Origin of the sequence: Methylomonas methanica (assembly GCF_001644035.1) — a bacterium.
Classification (GTDB): Bacteria; Pseudomonadota; Gammaproteobacteria; order Methylococcales; family Methylomonadaceae; genus Methylomonas; species Methylomonas methanica_A.
In genome coordinates, this window is record NZ_LUUG01000033.1 from 17362 (window position 1) to 35902 (window position 18541).

Genomic DNA, 18541 nt, shown 5'->3' on the forward strand with positions numbered 1-18541 from the left:
GTTTTCTGATTTTTAAGCACAGAGACCATCCAACCATGATCGCAAAGCATATCCGCAGCTACCCGCTGCTGGCGGCAGTTAGCGCCCTCAGCTTCTTCGGCAACGCCCAGGCTGCCACGCCGGTGTTTATCAACGAGATCCACTACGACAACGCTGGTGCAGATAGCGGCGAAACAATAGAAATCTCCGGTCCGGTAGGTACCAATCTGAGTGGCTGGTCCATAGTCTTGTATAACGGCAACGGTGGCGCCAGTTACAACACGAAAGCGTTGAGCGGTGTGATTACCGATCAATCCGGCACTGGTTTCGGCACACTAAGCTTTAGTTATCCGACCGACGGTATCCAGAACGGCGCGCCGGACGGTATTGCGCTGGTCAACGGCAGCACGGTTGTGCAATTTTTAACTTATGAAGGCAGCTTTACCGCAGTTGGCGGCCCTGCCACCGGCAAAGTTGGTGTAGACATTGGCGTAAGCGAATCCAGCGTCCCCGTAGGCCAATCTCTGCAACTGAAAGGCAGCGGCAGCAGCTATGAAGATTTCACCTGGACCGCCGCTTCGGCTAATTCATTCGGCGCCGTCAACTACGGCCAAAACTTCGGCGGCGTCACCCCACCGCCACCACCCGTCTCCCAATGCGGCCAAGCTGCAACGCTAATTAGCGCGATCCAAGGCAGCAGCGGCATCAGCCCCCTGAGCGGCAGCGTGCAACATGTGGAAGCTATTGTTAGCGCCGATTTCCAAGGCAGCACTAATTTAAACGGCTTTTTCGTACAACAAGTCAGCGGTGCGGATGCTAATGACGCGACCTCGGAAGGTCTGTTCGTCTCATCCAGCGTACCGGTTAATGCGGGCGATAAAGTACACATCGTCGGCACAGTTACCGAAACATTCTTCATGACCCGCCTGGAAAGCGTCAGCTCGGTCGATGTTTGCTCCACTGGTAACGCGCTACCCGCTGCCGTAGAGGTCAACCTGCCTTTCGATACCGCCGGCAACGATCCCGAACGTTGGGAAGGTATGCTGATTCAGCTGCCGCAAACTCTGACGGTCACCGAAAATTACAATCTGGGCCGTTTCGGCGAATTCTTGCTGTCATCCGGCGGCCGCTTGTTGACGCCCACGCAAGTTGCCACACCCGGTCAGGCGGCTATGGACGTTGCCGCACAAAATTTAGCTAACCAATTGTTGGTTGACGACGGTATCAACGTGCAAAATCCGGATCCGGTGATTTACCCGCAACCGACCGGCTTGAGCGCGGCCACCCCATTGCGCAGCGGCGGCTCGGTAGTTGGCGCTACCGGCGTGCTAGCTTACGACTTTGGCGTGTATCGTCTGCAACCGACTCAGCCATTAACTTTTGTCGCAGATAATGCGCGCGGCCCGGTTCCGACCTTGTCAACATTGGGTTCATTAAAAGTCGCCAGCTTCAACGTTTTAAATTATTTTAACGGTAACGGTTTGGGAGCCGGCTTTCCAACTTCTCGCGGAGCTGACACGCTAACGGAATTTAACCGGCAGCGCGCCAAAATCATTCCGGCTATTCATGCCTTGAACGCTGACGTGATCGGCCTGATGGAAATCGAAAACGACGGCTACGGCAGCAACAGCGCGATTGCCGATCTGGTGAACGGTTTGAATCAACTGGCCGGTGCCGGCACTTACGCTTTCATCAATCCCGGCTTGAGCAAAGTTGGTACCGATGAAATCGCCGTAGGTATTATTTATAAGCCTGCAAAAGTATCAACGGCCGGCTCGGTAGCTATTTTGGATTCCTCGGTCAACCCCTTATTTATCGACACCAAAAACCGTCCAGCCATCGCCCAAACCTTCCTGGATAAAACCTCTAACAAGTTAGTGACGGTGGCTGTCAACCATCTCAAATCCAAAGGTTCGGCGTGCGACGACGTTAACGACCCGGATACCGGTGACGGCCAAGGCAATTGCAACCAAACCCGCACCGATGCCGCACAAGCCTTAACAAGTTGGTTAGCCAGCGATCCAACCGGTAACGGGGTTAGTAACGCCTTGATCATCGGCGACCTGAACAGCTATGCGCAGGAAGACCCGATCAGCGCCTTGAAAAATGCCGGTTATCAAAACCTGCTGGAGACTTTCGTCGGCAATCAGGCCGCATACAGCTATGTCTTTGACGGTGCTGCCGGTTATCTGGATCACGCCCTGGCAAACGCCACGCTAGCGTCGCAAGTCAAAAGCGTCGCCGAATGGCATATCAATGCCGACGAACCCAGATCTCTGGATTACAACACCGAGTTCAAATCGGCGAATCAAGTAAGCAGTTTCTACGCAGCCGACGCCTATCGTTCATCCGATCACGATCCGCTGCTGATTAAACTGTTCGTACCCGGCGACCTGGATAACGACGGCGATGTCGATGCCAACGATGCCAACCTGATCAAGGCTCAGGTCGGCAAATGCAGCGGCAAGGCGGGTTTCAACCGCGAGGCTGATTATGACAAAACTGGCTGCGTGACTTACGCCGATTATCGGATTTGGTACAGCTATTACAACAGCTATATCGCTTCCTCCAGCGCGCAATAACACCGCTCTACCATCGGCAAACTGCATTTGCCGATGGTCCTGGACAAACCATTTTTAGGATAACAACATGAAAAACTTGATACGTATTCTGGCGCTATGCGGTGCTGGCTTATTACTAACAGCGCCCAATTGCCAGGCCGCGATCCTCTCCTTCAGCCTAGAAACGACCACCAACCCGATCCGCGTCGGTGATGTTTTCGATATCGATGTGGTGGTGCATGAGCTGTTCGCCGGCGATAATACCGATGAGTTATTGGCTTTTGGCTTCAACACCACCAGCTCGATCTCGGGCCTGTTGGAATTTCAAGGCAGTACCGTCAATCCGCTGTTTTCGGAGGATAGCTTACTGGTCAATCTGCATGCCGCCGGCTCGGCGTTTCCCGGCGTAAGCAGCAATCCGATAACTGCGCTGTCATTCAATCTCGCGACTTTGCATTTTAAAGCCTTGGCCACCGGCCAGGTTTCGGTGGCTATCGCTTCCGATTTGTCTGACTTCAATCAAGGCCTGATCTTTTTAAATCAAGGTTCGTTGGCGATTAATGCCAGCCGCGGCTTCGACATTGCGGCCGTGCCGTTGCCGCCGTCTTTGTTGATGTTTGTTAGTGGGGTGGTGGTGAGTTTGGGTGCGTTTTGGCGGAAGCTAGGCTAAAACTGGATGCAATCCGTTGAGGATTTTGTGTCGCTAACGCGACGGTTTCATCTAATGTCGGTTCTCGGACCGACAACCGAGTGACTTTTCTTTGTTTGGCCAAAGAAAAGTCACCAAAAGAAAAGCCACCCGACATTCCGCCAATTTCCTGTGCTTCTCGCTTTTGCCGAGGGTTTTCGGAAGGGCCATCCCTGGCCCTCCGAAAACGCGCGGCTTCCGTGCCGCGCCCCTATCGGGCCGATCTCGCCAAAAGCTCCGATGCTCGGGGCGGAATAACGGGAGAAAACCACTCCCGAAATCTAGTGAAAAATCAAAAACGTAGGGTGGGCAACGCTTTTCTGCCCACCGTCAGCGGTATATATTTAATGCCGCGTGGGCACAAAAACCGTGCCCACCCTACCCGGCTACATTCCTCCTGCTTGCAGCATTACCATGGATATTAGCAATGGTAATTGGCAGCAAATTGGGGTTTGCGAATCTGTTTGCATTTGGATACAAGCTGCACCCCGATGTTTCAATTCCCTTGGGCGTCCTTGAATTTGCTTTTATGTTTTTCGGACTGATTTGTTATTGGCGATCTGCATTTAATTGTTCGCGGCGCTGGTATGGTTATGTGGGGCGTACTGTGGTGGGAATTCGCATATTTGATCTACTAAGCCGACTGTTACTCCTCGTTGTTCTTCTATGCGCTCTTTTCCCGATAAAATGATCGCTACTTCATTACTTTCTATTTTGCCGAAGCCACAACTTGAGGCCGTGGCTAGGCCTAACATGGCACTCAACCGGAGCGCGGTTATAATATGGCTTTGTTTATTCAGCTTTCCGGGCCACGCCCGGTTAGTTCTACATTAGGCGTCACAGGAAATGCGCGAATCCCTACTCCGTATGGAGTTCTACGAGACGTACTACTACGCGAACATCGTTCACAACGTGCTCGGAGATACCTTCGACTTTCTCCGCAACCTCCACAGTTGGCACGAAGACCGTGAGGTCTCGCTATTCTTGCGGCCATTTCCTAAGCGGAGTGTCCTGCACAGCTTCTCCGAGTACGTTATCGAGGACCTGATGTACGAAACTCTAGATGATGTTTCTCTCGACTCCTTGGCTAACAACCCAAAGGCTGAACTATGGGTCGACCGAGCACTGAAGCACCACGGTATTGAGGCTCCGGGTTTCCGCCAGTGGCTTGCACAGCGCAACGTATCGCTCGCCGACGCTTCGGAAGACGATGTCCATGACTACCACACCGACCTTCGACTAACCGGCGAACTCGATGATCTCATGACGCAACTCGCGAACGAAGTGTTCTATGTTCTCTTCAGCAATCGAACACTCCTAGCAAGACTCAATGGCTACATCGCTGGTGTAGTTGGTGAGATTGGACGCGATCAACTTCAAGGCGATGACGCTCTGCTCCTTCAGAAGGATGGAGTACCCACTCGCGCCTACATCCCAGAATGGGCACGACGGGCGGTCTACTTTCGTGACAGAGGCATGTGCGCCTCCTGCAACACCGACCTCAGTGGTTTGGTTTCTGTCAGCAGCGTAGAGCACTACGACCACATCATCCCGTTGGCAGAAGGCGGGATTAACGACGTCACCAACCTGCAGCTGCTCTGCCAAGCGTGCAACCTGAGCAAAGGCAAGCGGCGGCTTGCAACTTCCAACAAGTACCAGGCTTGGTACAGCAGTGACGTCTAACACTTCGACCGAGCGGACCTACACCGGGGGGCTTGCCACTTGGCCCCCGAACCGGTTCAGATCATCATGCGCTTCGCGGGCCAAGCGCCAACCCGGCGGGATCCGCTCAAGGCCGTAAGACGCAATTCGTAGGGCGCCAATAGGCGTAGCCGTATTGCGCCGCATGTTGGCCTTAAAGCATTCGGCGCATTACGCTATCGCTAATGCGCCCTACAAAACTGCACAAATATTAGCTGGATTTCAAACTTCGCGGCGGGGGGTTCTCCCGTATGCCGCGCCGAGCACCGGAGGGTTTGAACGGATCAGCCCGAAGGGGCGCCGCAGGGATGCGGCGCGTTGCGTGCAGGGGCTGGGAAGCCCCTTCAGGCAACCCCGTTCAAATCCGAGTAGCGCAGGAAAAAAGCGGCATCCGGGCCGCCTTTTCTTTGGATACTTTCTTTTGGCGGAGCAAAAGAAAGTATCTCGGCTGTCGGGCCGAGACCCGACTTACAAACAACCGTCGCGATAGCGACACTAATCAATAACCCAGCTTCGAACAGTAACTTCAGAGTTATTTTGTTCATCGTTCAAGTTCAGAACACCATCACTCAAGCTATTTTCTCGACTATTCCGCTTCAGAACTCAATCCATCGAGCTCCGAACCGCTCCATTGGAGTTATTTTGTCCAACGACCGAGCTCAGAGCTCGAACAACAGAGAAAATTTCTCCATCGCTCCAGCTCGGAACTCCATCATCCAAGCTATTTTCTCGACCATTCTCGTTCAAAGCTCAATCGGCCAAGCTCTGAACCGCACTATTGGAGAAATTTTGTCCAATGGCCGAGCTTCGAACTCGAACGATGGAGAAAATTACGCCAATGTCCAAGCTTTTTTCTAAATCATTCTGCTTCAGAACTCAATCCGCCAAGCTCCGAACCACAAAAATGGCGTTATTTTGCCCAGCACTCGAACTATAAACTCGAGTACTCGAAAACCAAGATGCCCCGACTGAATCCCGGCTCACCTCATTCCCCAAATTTCATTGATTTCATTCTGGCCACACGAACTGCAGCCGCAACCTGGACCTAACCGGCAATACATTTGTATTACATTTCACGAAATCTTCATTTAGCAATCACAAGTTCATCACAAAATTTCTTTAGGCTGTACTTGCTTTACCTGTAGCGAAGGAAATTTATCAACCCCATATGAACGAGCAGCCAGTGACTTATAACAAAAACGCACGTGCTGTCTTTATCGGAGCACTCTAAATGATCAAAAAATCTGTTCTTGCCGTGGCCTTGCTGTCGGCAATCTGCACGCAAGCCGAGGCGATTACCATTACTGCCGACGGCGCCTGGCATGCGTTTGACGTAGACAATTCGGTGTCTAATTCCGGCGGTTTGGAATGGATAGACCTGGATAACAATGCTTTGAGCTTTGACTTCACCTTAACCGGCTCGGCGATTTTGCGCATAGTCGACGCCGGCTTCGCTGGAGATAGATTCAAGATTTTTAACACGGCCAGCGTAATCGGTGAAACTTCGACCGCCGTTAACAATTATCCAACTTCTGTTTACAGCGATTTTGACTTGGCTTACGCCAGCTCAGACTACAGCCGCGGCGAATTTCTGCTGGGTGCCGGCAGTTATCAAATCAGCGGCCTGCTGATCCAATCCGCTCTGGACGATACCTCCGCCGAGATTAACGCCACCGTCGGCGCTGTCAGCCTGACCGCCGTACCTCTGCCTGCCGCTGCGGGCTTATATGCAGTCGGCGCCGGCCTGCTGGGTTTGGTCTCTCGTCAACGCAAATCCACTAAATAAGGGTTAAACCAATGAAATTAAACAAACTAGCCATAGGCATCGCATTGGGCTTGGGCACACTGGGCGCGGCCAATGCCGTCACTACCATCCCCACTACCACGATCAAAATCGTCGCCTTCAACGATTTCCACGGCCAATTGGAATCTCCCGGCACGTTCCGGCAAACACCAAGCAGCGCAGCAGCCACCAATATTCCGGTCGGCGGCGTGGACTGGATGGCTGGCTATGTTGCCGACCTGAAAGCCCAAAATCCCAGCACGGTAGTCGTCTCGGCCGGCGACATCATCGGCGCCACACCTCTGGTTTCCGCACTGTTTCACGATGAACCCACCATTGAAACCATGAACCGTCTGGGCCTGGAATTCAACGCGGTCGGCAACCATGAATTCGACGAAGGCAAAACCGAATTGAAACGTATGCAAAACGGCGGTTGCCACCCGACCGACCCGAACTCCTGCCAAGGTGATTTGGTAGGCACGCCGGTGCCTTTTGAAGGCGCGGATTTCAAATTTCTGGCGGCCAACGTCGTCGAAACAGCCACCGGCAAAACTTTGTTTCCGCAATACGCGATCAAAGTCATCGGCGGCGTGCGGGTCGGCTTTATCGGCATGACCTTGAAAGAAACCCCAACCATCGTCACCCCAACCGGCGTGGCCGGCCTGGAGTTCAAAGACGAGGCGGCGACCGTGAATGCCTTGATTCCTAAATTGCGCGCGCGCGGTGTTGAAGCGGTCGTGGTGTTAATTCACCAAGGCGGCACGATACCGGTCATCCAAAGTGCCTCTACCATCAACAACTGCGATGGTGGTTTGAGCGGTTCGCCGATCAAAAGCATCGTCAACCAATTGGATGACGAAGTGGATTTGGTGATCTCCGGTCACACTCATCAAGCCTACAACTGCCAAATCGCCAACAAGGCCGGCCGTTTGATTTCGGTGACCAGCGCCAATTCGCAAGGCCGGGTATTGACTGATATTGATGTCGCTATCAGCACCGTGAACGGCGAAATCAGCAGCGTCAGCGCCGAAAACATTGTCGTCGATCGTAGCAACACCGCCATCACGCCGAATGCGGCGATTAAAACCATCGTAGACAATTACAAAGCCCTGTCCACCCCTATCGCTAACAGGGTGATCGGCAGTATCAGTGCGGCGATTACCAGAACCGCTACCAGTACCGGCGAGTCGGCCTTGGGCGATGTGATTGCCGATGCGCAATTGTTGGCTACCCAAAATGTCGGCTTTGGCGAAGCGGTGGTTTCATTTATGAACCCCGGCGGCATCCGTGCCGATTTGACCTTTCCGTCCAGCACAGCAGCAGAAGGCGACGGCAAAGTGACATACGCCGAAGCCTTTACCGTGCAACCCTTCGGCAATACCTTGGTGACACTGACCTTGACCGGCGCGCAAATCCACACCCTGCTGGAACAACAGTTCACCGGTTGTACCGTGGGCTATCCAGCCGGCGCCCCAGTAACAGGCCAAGCGTTCAACCGTATCATGCAAGTGTCGAATGGCTTTAGTTACGAATGGCGGGAAAAAGGCACGGCTTGCGATAACGTCGATCCAGCCAGTATCAAGATCAATAGTGTTGTAGTCGATCCTGCCGCCAGCTACCGGGTTACCGTGAATAATTTCATGGCGGACGGTGGCGATCAATACTATGTGTTGACGCAAGGCACCAACCGCCTGGGTGGCGCGCTGGATCTGGACGCGCTGGAAAACTACTTTACCGTTAACGGTACGATAGCCCCTGGCCTGCGAAATCGGATTTTGCTGGCTCCAGCTCCGGCACTTTAAGTTTTATGGATTAGTTGTAAGCTCTGTAGTAGTACTCGGGCCCGCTGGTACGCGATACAGCGGGCTTTTTTTTGCCTGGATAACGATGTTTCAGCGGCCACTGCCATACTGGCTAAAGCCTGAATCGAAACTTCTCAGCGAATTCAGTACCGCACCTGGGCTCCCGCCTACGCGGGAGAGACGATTTTTAAGAGCCGGGGTTAATAACTAAAAGCCTTTCGGGGGTTAATGATGATGCTCATGCCCCATTTGCGCTTGCACTTTAATCACGAACGGATCGGATTCCTTGTCGCCCAGATCGGCAAAATCGATTACGTCGTAACCGTTGACCGGCGTGGGTTGCCAGGGCGCGGCTTTCAGCGGATAAGCATTTAGCAATTCGGTACGCTCGGAAAACTCGCCATGTTCACGTTCAATCAATGCAGGCAAGGCCACGTCCAACCGCATCACCACATGCCATTTGGTGTCCGCGACTTTGCCTTGATATTCGCGGGTCGGAATGCCGTCGGTCCATTCGATTTCTTCGGCAGTCAGTTTGTCCAGCAGCTGGCTATCCAGCAACAGCGCCAATTTTTGCCAGGACGGCGTTATGTCCAGCATCCGTAAATCGCCGGCTTGAAACTCGATTGCCCGCTGGTCTTGGTGATACAGCTTGCGATGAATCAGCTCCTGGCCGTCGCGCTGCCACAGTTCGCCCAAGCCCAGTTGCGGCCTTTCTATCGTAATCTGCTGGCTATCGCGCCAGAAGCGCCAGCTGACTTTTGCGGGCAATGCCTGGTGCTCGTCGTGTTCGTGTTCTTCGCCGGTGCGGGTGGTGACGAACTCGGCGGCTACCGCCGGCAAGTTTGCCGCCGATAGATCAATAATTTGTGTGTTGGCGGCCTGCTTGGCCGGCACATGGCTGCAAGCAGCCAAAACAATCAATAAGCCCAAAGCAAACAATTTGCTTAAAAATTTGAAAATAGTGTTGAACATGGATCCTGCACTTTAGCGGTATTCAAAAAAATGTAACTATTCAGTGAGTCGCAAAACTCTGTAAATCGCCGAGAAATTGTTCCCTCTCCTGATGGAGAGGGTTGGGGAGAGGAGAATTAAACTAGCAAAATACTTTGTTTTCATCCCCTCACCCTCCCCTCTCCCGTTGGAGAGGGATTTTCGTGCTTCGCGGTGAATAATTTCAAAAAATCAGGGACGGCTAGCGTCCCTGATTCGGTTTGGGGAAATGGCCCCGGACTATTTACGCATGCCTAGCGCATCAGCCATCACATGATAAATCACGTTTTGTTCCAGCGTACCACGCACCAGATAAGCACCAGGGCCGTCTGCATAGATAGCCACGTCTTCGCCGGCGTGGGTCTCCGCACTCATCGGTACTGTCGCTTCCTGCATGTAGTTCGGATTAGCGGTATCAACCGCCGTCAAATCCGGACGCAATTTGCTGCCTGCATAAGCGGCGGCCACGGTGCCTTCGTTGGCGGGATTAAATTCCTTGCGTTGCAAGCCGCCGGTCCAGCCTGGACCGTTGGCATAGGTCAAAGTGGTGTAAGGCAAGCCTAAACCATCCTTCGTAGCAATGCCGTCAACAGCGGTTTTACCCAGGATAGGATTGCCGCGCGACGGGTAACCGGCGATGGTGAACACATGGCTATGATCGGCGGTCACCAGGATCAAGGTGTCTTCGTCACGGGTCAGTTGTTTAGCTTTTTTCACTGCATCCGACAGCGCCACGGTATCGGTCAAGGCCCGATAGGCATTGCCGGCATGGTGAGCGTGATCTATCCGGCCGGCTTCAACCATCAGGTAATAGCCTTTGCGGTTTTTTTCCAGAATTTTGATGGCTTTTTCGGTCATCTCGGTCAAGGACGGTTCGCCGGCGGCGTCTTGCGCACGGTCGGCTTCATAGCGCATATGCGAACGCTCGAATAAGCCCAGCAAATGATCGGTAGACGCTGGGTTTACCGCGTCGAACTGGGCTTTGTTCCAGACGTAGTCGGAATTGTTGTATTGCGACGTCCATTCCAAGGTCAGATCGCGGCCGTCGGCACGGCGACCTTTTTGGGTGGGGTATTCAGGGTCGGCAATCGTATTGGGCATGAAATAGCTACGACCGCCGCCCAAAGCCACTTCCAGGCCGTCGCCATAAGGGAATTCCAGTAGCTGGCGAGCGATGTCCTTCACGGTGGCGCCAGCCGGCAGATTGCTGTCGGCCTCCCAATCGCGGTTGGAAATATGTGCGTAGTTTACCGCTGGCGTGGCGTGGGTAAAACGGGCGGTTGTCACCACACCGGTGGACATGCCGCGTTCTTCGGCGCGTTCCAGGATGGTTTTCACGCTTTTCGCCGCAGTGACTTCGGCGCTTGGTTCGGTACGATTGATGCTTTGATCGACGGAAATAGCGCCGTCATTGGTTTTGATACCGGCCACCATCGCGGTAGCGGTCGGCGCTGAATCCGAGGTTTGTTGATTGGCGCTGGCCGTGACCGAAAACGCCAGGTTATTAAATTTTTCAAAACCCAGACGGTTGAACTCGCCGTCGCGTCCGGCCATTTGGCCTTCCAAAATCCGTGCAGCGGTAACGGTGGAAACGCCCATGCCGTCGCCCACAAACAAGATGACGTTTTTGGCTTTGCGCAGTTGTGCTACGTCTCGTTTGTTAACCAATACCGCAGCTTCGCCGGCTTTGAACCATTCGAGGCCTGATGTCGGTACTTGGCTGGTTTGCGCAGGTTTATGATAATCCCGATGATCGCGGTCGGCATGATCGTGGGCTACTGCGGCTACCGATAAGGTAAAACCGAAGGCGCCGACAGCTACCGCCGCCAGTTTTTGTGGATGTGTTTTTTTCATGTGTTGCTCCGAGAGCGGTTTACGGAGCCGCAACATTAGCGCTTGAATATGACAACCACGTTACCGGCAAAGCGAGATTTCACGCCGCAAAAATGCGAAAAGCCAGGTTAGCCGAAATGTCGCGGCTAACCTGGCTTAAGAGGATGCTTAGTCTTTGCGACCGCGTTTCATGCCTATCAAACCCAACAGCGCGGAACCGAACAACCACACCGCGCCCGGTACCGGCACGGCAGATACTTTATAGAGCGAAGTAGTTTCGCTAACTTCGTTAGCAACCGCCAGATAACTGCCTTGGGCGTTACTGAAGAAGCTCAGACCTTCCGGACCGACATCGCCGCCGGTGAACAACATATCCAAAAACGCCGGGCTGTTCAGATCGGTCAAGTCCCACACCATCACCGCATTGGAACGCTCCAGGCCCAGAAACAACAAGTCGCGGCCGTCAACTTTGCCGACTACCGCACTTTCCGGCTCCGGTCCTTTGTTATCGCTACGGCCATCGTCCCACAGCGCTTCGAACGCTGCATTGCCGGGATTTGCGGCGATCAGTGCTTTTATGGTTTGCTCTAACTTATCACCGGAGTCGAACACCATGGTGCCGTTGGCATCCAGAATCGAGAACGAGCGCGCGCCGAATACTTGCAGTTGATCCAGGTCGCCGTCGTTGTCGGTATCGCCGCTTTTTGAGACGGTCAGACGGTTGAGCTTGTCGTTATTGGTTTGCCAATCCGTACCATGCGCAGCGTCCATAGCAGCGTCGAGTATCGGGTCGATAGTGGCTGAACCTACCCGCACCTCTTCCAAACCGCCCGGCCAATCTTCACGAGAATCGCCTTCGTTGGCAGTCACGTAATATTGATTGCCGTCTTTGCTAAAACTGGCGATGCCATCGGGCATATACATACCCATCACGTTCCAGTTCTGGATATTGCCTTTTAAAGCCGCAGTACCGGCACCGTCTCGATCCGAGACATCCAGACCGTTACCGGCCAGACTGTGATCCTTCAAACCCAGCGCTTTAATGTCAGTAACCGTAGCGCTGGCGATATCGATAACGGCAACCGAGTTGGCCTCTTGCAGGGTCGCAAAGGCTTTGGTGCCGTCTTGGCTGACCGCAATATATTCCGGTTCCAAATCTTGCGCTACGCTGGCGTTCGGGCCGGTTAGGCGCACGCCGCTGGCTTTTAAAGCCGCCGCCGCACCGTTGTAAGCAGAAAATCCGGCAGTTTGGACTGCGAAAGTATTGGTGTTGATAATGCTTACCGAGCCTTCCGGATCGCCACTTGGTCCCACCAAATAGCTGCTGGGCTCGCCCTCATTAGCCACCAGCAAGCGACTGCCATCGGGCGTATAAGTCACTGCGTCGGGATTGGCACCCACTGTCACGCTTTGTTGCAGGGTGTAGTCAGCCGCATTGTAGAAGCGCACTAAACCCGCATCGGTTTTAGTCGGCGCGGTTAAGGCAATGGCGGCTTGGCCGTTTTTCACTGCGACACTATTAATGCCGCCGAGCGCGCCGGTGGAGATGCTTTGCAGCAAATTGCCGTTCATATCCAGCACGTCGATGCCGCCTTGGCCGATATTGGCCTGATTGGCATCGGTTCCGGCTACCCACAAGCGGTTATTAGCCGCATCGTAGGAAACGATTTCCGAACCCATGGCACTTGAACCATTCGCAGCGGAGTGATTAAAAGTCCATTCATGCGACCATTGAAAATTCGCGGCCGCACTGGCGTTGGCGGAGGCCAGCAGCGCAGCGATGGCAGCGGCGATTGAAGTGTGTTTCATAAAAATGCTCCTGAGGCACTATTTGTTTGGTGTTTGATGTAAGGATTTGTGAGCTGCATCGCACCGATATCGTCGGAACGGTAGTCTTGCGAATGGTAAATAGCCTTTGTGACAGTATTGTTAAGCCGGACAACATTAGCCCGATACCGCCAAGTTAGGCGGGCGCCGTGTGATTGAGGTATGGGGAATTTATTCGATCTTTAGGGGCAACAGTGCGCCTGAATTCGCGCCTACGCAGGCTGCTGTAGCGACAGAAATCTGCTTTCGAAGATCTCGTTCGGCACCGGTTTACTGAACAAGAAACCTTGCATTTCGTCGCAGCTCAGCAAACGCAGTAGGCGCGATTGTTCCTCGGTCTCCACGCCTTCCGCAACCACTTTGAGCTTCATCGAATGGGCCAGGTTGATAATGGTGGAGACCAGCGCCAGACCCTCCGGGGTTTCCGTCATCTCGATCACAAACGAGCGGTCTATTTTCAGGGTATCCACCGGTAGTTTGGACAGGTAACTGAGTGAGGAAAAGCCGGTGCCGAAGTCGTCGATGGCGATGCTGATGCCCATGGCGCGGATGGTTTGCAGGCTGGCGATACTGTAATTGATGTCGGCCATGATCAGGCTTTCGGTGAGCTCCAGTTCCAATCCGTCCGCCGCATGCGCATCGGTAGCAATGGCCTGTCTGACCTCCGCTATAAACCGACGGTTGCGTAATTGCAGCGGCGACACATTCACCGCGATGCGCACCGCAGTCAGACCGGCATTTCGCCAGCGCTGATAATCGCAAATCGCCTGACTCATCGCCCAGCGCCCCACCTCGTTGATCAATCCGGTTTCTTCAAGAACCGGAATGAAGCGGCCCGGCGGCACCAAGCCGGTTCGCGGATCATTCCAGCGGATCAGTGCCTCGGCGCTGGTCAGCTTGCCGCTAACCAGATTTACCTTGGGTTGGTAATGCAACACGAATTCCGCGTTATCGAGCGCCTGCCGCAGCTGGTTTTCCAGAGACAGTTTACCGGCGTTGGACTCGGTCATTTTCTGTGTATAAAACAGATAGCGATCACCCAACACTTTTGCTTTTTTTAGCGCCGCTTCGGCGTTGCGGAACAAGCCGACTGCGCTGGCGGCATCATCCGGATACAGCGCCACGCCGATTTTTAAGGCAATCCGGAACACCGCGCCTTCCCATTCAAAGATATGGGCCTGAAAGGCGTCCATCATTTGCTCCACCTGCCGCGCCCGGTCGTCGCCCGGTTTGATCGCCGGCAGCAGCAAAGCAAAATGATCGGCGCCCATTCGCGCCAATAGGTTGACATCACCTACATAAGCCGTGAACCATTCCGCCACTTGCCTTAACAACACGTCACCGGCCAGACGACCGAGACTATCGTTGATACTTTTAAAGCGTTCCAGATCGACCAAGACCAAAGCCAGTTGCTGTCCGCCCTTCTCTGCATTGCCTATATGCCGAGTCACTCGTTCAAGAAACAGACCGTGATTGGCCAGACCGGTCAGTACATCGAAATTTGCCAGGAACTCAAGCCGCTCCTGCTGGGCGATGTGATCGATCGCAAAGGCGATATCTTGCGACAGCTCGGCCAACACCTTCAATTCCTCGGCCAGGAAGAAGTCCGCCTCGCCGGCGTACAACACCAGTACGCCCAAGGCTTCGTCCGCGACAATAAGCGGAAATACCGCCAGCGAACGGATGCCGGATGCGGCATATTTTTTACCAAGCAGCACCCGGGGGTCGCGTAGCGAATCATTGGAGACTACCATAATTTTCTCCCTGAGCGCTCTGGCAACCATGGATTTGCCGGTATCCTCGCTTGAGGCCAAAATCCCCTTGACCGCCGCTAACAGCGCCTCATCCTTGCCTGCGGACGCGACCGGCACCAGCGTCATTGAATTTGGATCTTTGATCGCGATCAAAGACATCCGAAACCCGCCGGCATCGACCGCGATGCGGCTAGCCTCGCTGAACAATTCGTCTCGATCACTGACGCGCGTGATCAGCGAATTGATAGCGCTTAACATGGTCAATACTCGGTTCAGATACAAGATTCTAATTTCCGCTTCCTTGCGTTGGGTAATGTCTTCCGCAACCCCGGCAATTCTGATGATCTTGCCAAGATCATCAAAGACCGGAAAGGTTTTGACCCCGATCCAACGCATTGCGCCATCGGGGCGCACGATGCGATATTTGTCTTCGTAGGTCCCAGCCACTGTGGGTGTTTTCCGTTTATCGTAACGCCCATGGCCGGCCGCCCGGTCTTGAGGATGCATTGCTGCAAGCCAGGATCCCGGATCGTTGTAGAGGCTTTCACAACTTTGCCCCCAGATCTCTTCGTAAGCCGGACTGACGTACAAAGTGCGACGGCTATCGACATCGAGCAGAAAGATTACATCACGAATATTTTCCGCGATTTGCCGGAAGCGTAGTTCGCTGGTCAGCAAACGCGCCTCGTTCAACTTTTGCTCGGTCACATCCATATGCATGACTACGCCACCCACCGGCTGAACTTCGCCGACCGGGGTCATCGTCATCAGGAACCAGCGCTGTTCGGTTGGCGAATGGCAGGCATATTCAATGGAAATGCTGTTGACCGCGCCGCTCAACACCGACCGAATGGCGACCGCCGCCCGAAGTGCATCCGATGCACCTTCTCCCTGGGCGTTGTCGCAGATTTGCAAGTAATTTAGACCGACACCAAAGCCGATGTACGGAAAGGCATTCTCGGTAGCAAACTGACGCCAAGCCTGATTCACCGAGATGATGCGCCCCTGGCTGTCGAGCAAAGCAATATGCGCCGGCAGCGCGTTGAGGATGGCTGTCTGCCTGGCCGACTCGCTGCGCCGCAAGTACTCCTGGGCGCCGCCTAGCAAGAATGGCCGACCCGTGTGGTCCGCCACCGTATCTACTTGGCCTGCCGTCAGTTCTTCCAGACGCTGCCCAGTGGAGTGCAATACCCCGATGAGCCGGGCAATTTCTGCGTTGTTCTCCAATGTAGGCGGTATATCATCTGCCGTCATAGGGCGGGCACTTCAAGCCCTAAAGCCTGCAGCAGCGGCTGAGTCTGACTCAGGTTGCCCACGATGCTTCGCGCCGGCATCGGCGCCAGTCTGACCAGAGTCGGGGTCATGAAAATGCCGTCCGACAGGGCCCGCTTTGGCTCCAGAAACACATCAACAATCTCAATTTCGTGGCGTTCGGCCAGATAGATCAGGCAAAGCGCGGTCAGGTTGGTGCGCGCCTGCACTGAGTTCAGTGCGTCGCCGGCGACATAGAGCCGAAACTTGAATAGTGCCTGTTGGGTCATGGCGCCTGCTCTTCGGCATCGGCGCCCCGCAACTCGCCCATTCGGGTCCGGCTACGCGACAGCTCCCCGGCATGACTCTGAGTGGCTCGTAACAATGAGGCCTTCTCCAACTGCTTGGCCTGCAGTTCCACCTGTAATGACTTCAAGCGCACTTCCAACTCGGCCTCCTCGGCATCGAGCTTGACCCGTTTCAGCTTGACCACATCGTCGACAGCCTCATGCGCAACGCGCTCGGCGCGTTCCTTTTCCCAGCGCAGGGTGCCCATCAGCACCTCGCCGCCGGCGGTGTAAGTATCGGCCAGGGTTACCCCGTCATTGCTGAGAATTAATTCGCGGACCTGATTGGAATGCGCGGAACCTCGTGATTTGACAATGGACAGACCGCGATTGCGCTCCCCCGCCTGCACCAGATAATTCAAGTGAACCCAGGTGTCCACCAATGACGAAATCACCAGCGGCGAGCTGCCCTCGGCCAGACTTGACATCTCGTCCAGCAGTCTGGTGCAGACCATGGTGATTCCCTCCGCTTTCGACCAATCGATCAAGCGTTCCGCAACGCTGTGCACATTTAAATCATTGCCGGATTTGGACCAGGTGGACACCGGATCGATGACCAGACAACGGGCTTGATGCTCCTTGGCCAGCGTCTTGATTCGTACCAGATAGGTCTCGGCGCTGCCGGTAATGGCCCGGGCCGAGACCATCCGCAAGCTGCCATTGTTTACATGCTGCTCCAAGTGGATGCCGACCGAGGCCAGATTGCGGATCACCTCGGAACCGTCCGAATCAAAACTGACGAACAGGGTATGCTCGCCGCGCCCGCAGGCCGCCTCGGCGAAGGTGCCGCTCAAAGTGGTCTTGGCGGTCCCGGAAAATCCCGTGATCAGGATGCTGGAACCACGATAATAGCCACCGCCCAACATGGTATCCAGCCGCGACACCCCGCTGGAAATCCGCTCATTGGTCACCTCCGCATCGACCCGGTCCAGGGTGCGGGCCACGGCAACCTCAAAACCTTGCTTGCCGATCAGGAACGCCGATTCGTTTTCATCGAAGCTGGAACCGCGATACTTTTGCACCCGCAAACTGCGTTGCGACACGCCTAAAACCACGCAGTGATTCAGGATCACCGCGCAGTCGACCATGAATTGCATGAAACTGAAGGGGTTCTGACCAATGGTTTCGCTTTCATCGCCACCCGCCTTCAGGGTGATAATACCGGTCACCTCGTGCGCCAGTAGCCAGTCGTGCAAACGGTAGATCTCACGCCTTTTTGCCGCCGCATCGGGCAGCAAGGCCAACACCATATCCAAGGCATCGAAGACGATGCGCCGAGCGCCCATTTGTTGGATCAGCGCTTCCAGTCCTGCCAGCATCCCGCCGAGATCGAAATCTCCGGCCTGAATCAGCTCGGGCTTGGGCTGAGCGTCTACAAAAAACAGCTTTTCGTCTTGCAACTCGCCGATTTGCCAGCCAAAGCTTTCGGCGTTGGCGACGATACTCTTCGAGGTCTCCTCAAAGGCCACAAAGATCCCCGGCTCCCGGCACTCCAGCGCACCGTACACCAAAAATTGCAGGGCGAGGATGGTCTTGCCGGAGCCAGGCCCGCCGACCAACAACGTGGTCCGCCCATGCGGCAAACCTCCCCCGGTAATTTCATCAAGGCCGTTAATGCCTGTCGGCGCTTTCTTAGGATCTTTATCAAGGATGGAACGGCTTGGTTTCATGCATTTTCCCTCATAGCTTTCAACGAGCTGTGCCCTATCGCCCCCAGCTGGTTCTCGGCGGACCGCTTCCCAGCGGGATTGTAATCTCCGGATTGGCCAGGGCAGACCGACAAAACCTCGCGAGTCGCGCGAATAGGCCAACGAATCCACGGCCCCCCGGATAACTCTAACATCCTTAGTCACTATGCTGGCGCATGCGACTGATGTCTGTACGCTAGCCGACATAGAAGCTATAGCACCGTTTGTATTGACTTTATGGCAAAATATCACTAACACTAAAACTAATGCTTCGTAGCCTGACACAGCCTACTATAGAGGCCAGATGCGGGACGTGTATCCGCAATATCGTTAA

The 18541-nt window shown here is 54.4% G+C and carries 12 protein-coding genes; 5 read left to right on the forward strand and 7 right to left on the reverse strand.

Features of this window, described 5'->3' with window-relative positions; all coding sequences use genetic code 11:
- The first annotated feature begins 35 nt into the window (after nt 1-35).
- The 3 genes from A1332_RS01485 (at nt 36) to A1332_RS01495 (ending at nt 4911) form a co-directional block, all read left to right on the forward strand.
- The gene (locus A1332_RS01485) at nt 36-2561 is read left to right on the forward strand and encodes an ExeM/NucH family extracellular endonuclease (RefSeq protein ID WP_064006807.1); all 2526 of its coding nucleotides are present in this window, start codon (nt 36-38) and stop codon (nt 2559-2561) included.
- A 67-nt stretch (nt 2562-2628) separates the two neighbouring features.
- Nucleotides 2629-3210: a hypothetical protein gene (locus A1332_RS01490; RefSeq protein ID WP_064006808.1), complete on the forward strand. Its 582-nt coding sequence runs from the start codon at nt 2629-2631 to the stop codon at nt 3208-3210.
- Nucleotides 3211-4074: 864 nt separating this feature from the next.
- Nucleotides 4075-4911: an HNH endonuclease gene (locus A1332_RS01495; RefSeq protein ID WP_064006809.1), complete on the forward strand. Its 837-nt coding sequence runs from the start codon at nt 4075-4077 to the stop codon at nt 4909-4911.
- 362 nt (nt 4912-5273) lie between these two features.
- On the opposite strand, the gene A1332_RS25175 is transcribed toward A1332_RS01495, so the two are convergent.
- A complete protein-coding gene (locus tag A1332_RS25175) occupies nt 5274-5474 on the reverse strand; it encodes a hypothetical protein (RefSeq protein ID WP_064006810.1) in 201 nt (66 codons plus the stop codon).
- Between the two features lie 686 nt (nt 5475-6160).
- On the opposite strand from A1332_RS25175, the gene A1332_RS01505 reads away from it, so the two are divergent.
- Complete coding sequence (locus A1332_RS01505; RefSeq protein WP_064006811.1) at nt 6161-6715, forward strand: VPLPA-CTERM sorting domain-containing protein; 555 nt, start codon at nt 6161-6163, stop codon at nt 6713-6715.
- An 11-nt stretch (nt 6716-6726) separates the two neighbouring features.
- Nucleotides 6727-8514 (forward strand): bifunctional metallophosphatase/5'-nucleotidase, encoded by a 1788-nt coding sequence (locus A1332_RS01510; protein ID WP_064006812.1) that lies wholly within the window; start codon nt 6727-6729, stop codon nt 8512-8514.
- A 225-nt stretch (nt 8515-8739) separates the two neighbouring features.
- On the opposite strand, the gene A1332_RS01515 is transcribed toward A1332_RS01510, so the two are convergent.
- The 6 genes from A1332_RS01515 to kaiC all read right to left on the reverse strand — a co-directional run bounded on the left by A1332_RS01515 (nt 8740) and on the right by kaiC (nt 18189).
- Nucleotides 8740-9489, reverse strand: a complete 750-nt coding sequence (locus A1332_RS01515; protein ID WP_064006813.1) for a hypothetical protein — start codon at nt 9487-9489, stop codon at nt 8740-8742.
- A gap of 258 nt (nt 9490-9747) precedes the next feature.
- Complete coding sequence (locus A1332_RS01520; RefSeq protein ID WP_064006814.1) at nt 9748-11361, reverse strand: alkaline phosphatase; 1614 nt, start codon at nt 11359-11361, stop codon at nt 9748-9750.
- A 147-nt stretch (nt 11362-11508) separates the two neighbouring features.
- Nucleotides 11509-13149, reverse strand: coding sequence for a choice-of-anchor I family protein (locus A1332_RS01525; RefSeq protein WP_064006815.1), 1641 nt, complete (start codon nt 13147-13149; stop codon nt 11509-11511).
- A gap of 230 nt (nt 13150-13379) precedes the next feature.
- Complete coding sequence (locus A1332_RS01530; RefSeq protein ID WP_064006816.1) at nt 13380-16175, reverse strand: EAL and GGDEF domain-containing protein; 2796 nt, start codon at nt 16173-16175, stop codon at nt 13380-13382.
- Nucleotides 16172-16462: a circadian clock KaiB family protein gene (locus A1332_RS01535; RefSeq protein WP_064006817.1), complete on the reverse strand. Its 291-nt coding sequence runs from the start codon at nt 16460-16462 to the stop codon at nt 16172-16174. The genes A1332_RS01530 and A1332_RS01535 overlap by 4 nt, the downstream gene beginning before the upstream one ends.
- On the reverse strand, nt 16459-18189 hold the full coding sequence (kaiC, locus tag A1332_RS01540; protein ID WP_064006818.1) for a circadian clock protein KaiC: 1731 nt from the start codon (nt 18187-18189) through the stop codon (nt 16459-16461). Before kaiC ends, A1332_RS01535 begins: the two co-directional genes overlap by 4 nt.
- Between the last annotated feature and the right edge of the window lie 352 nt (nt 18190-18541).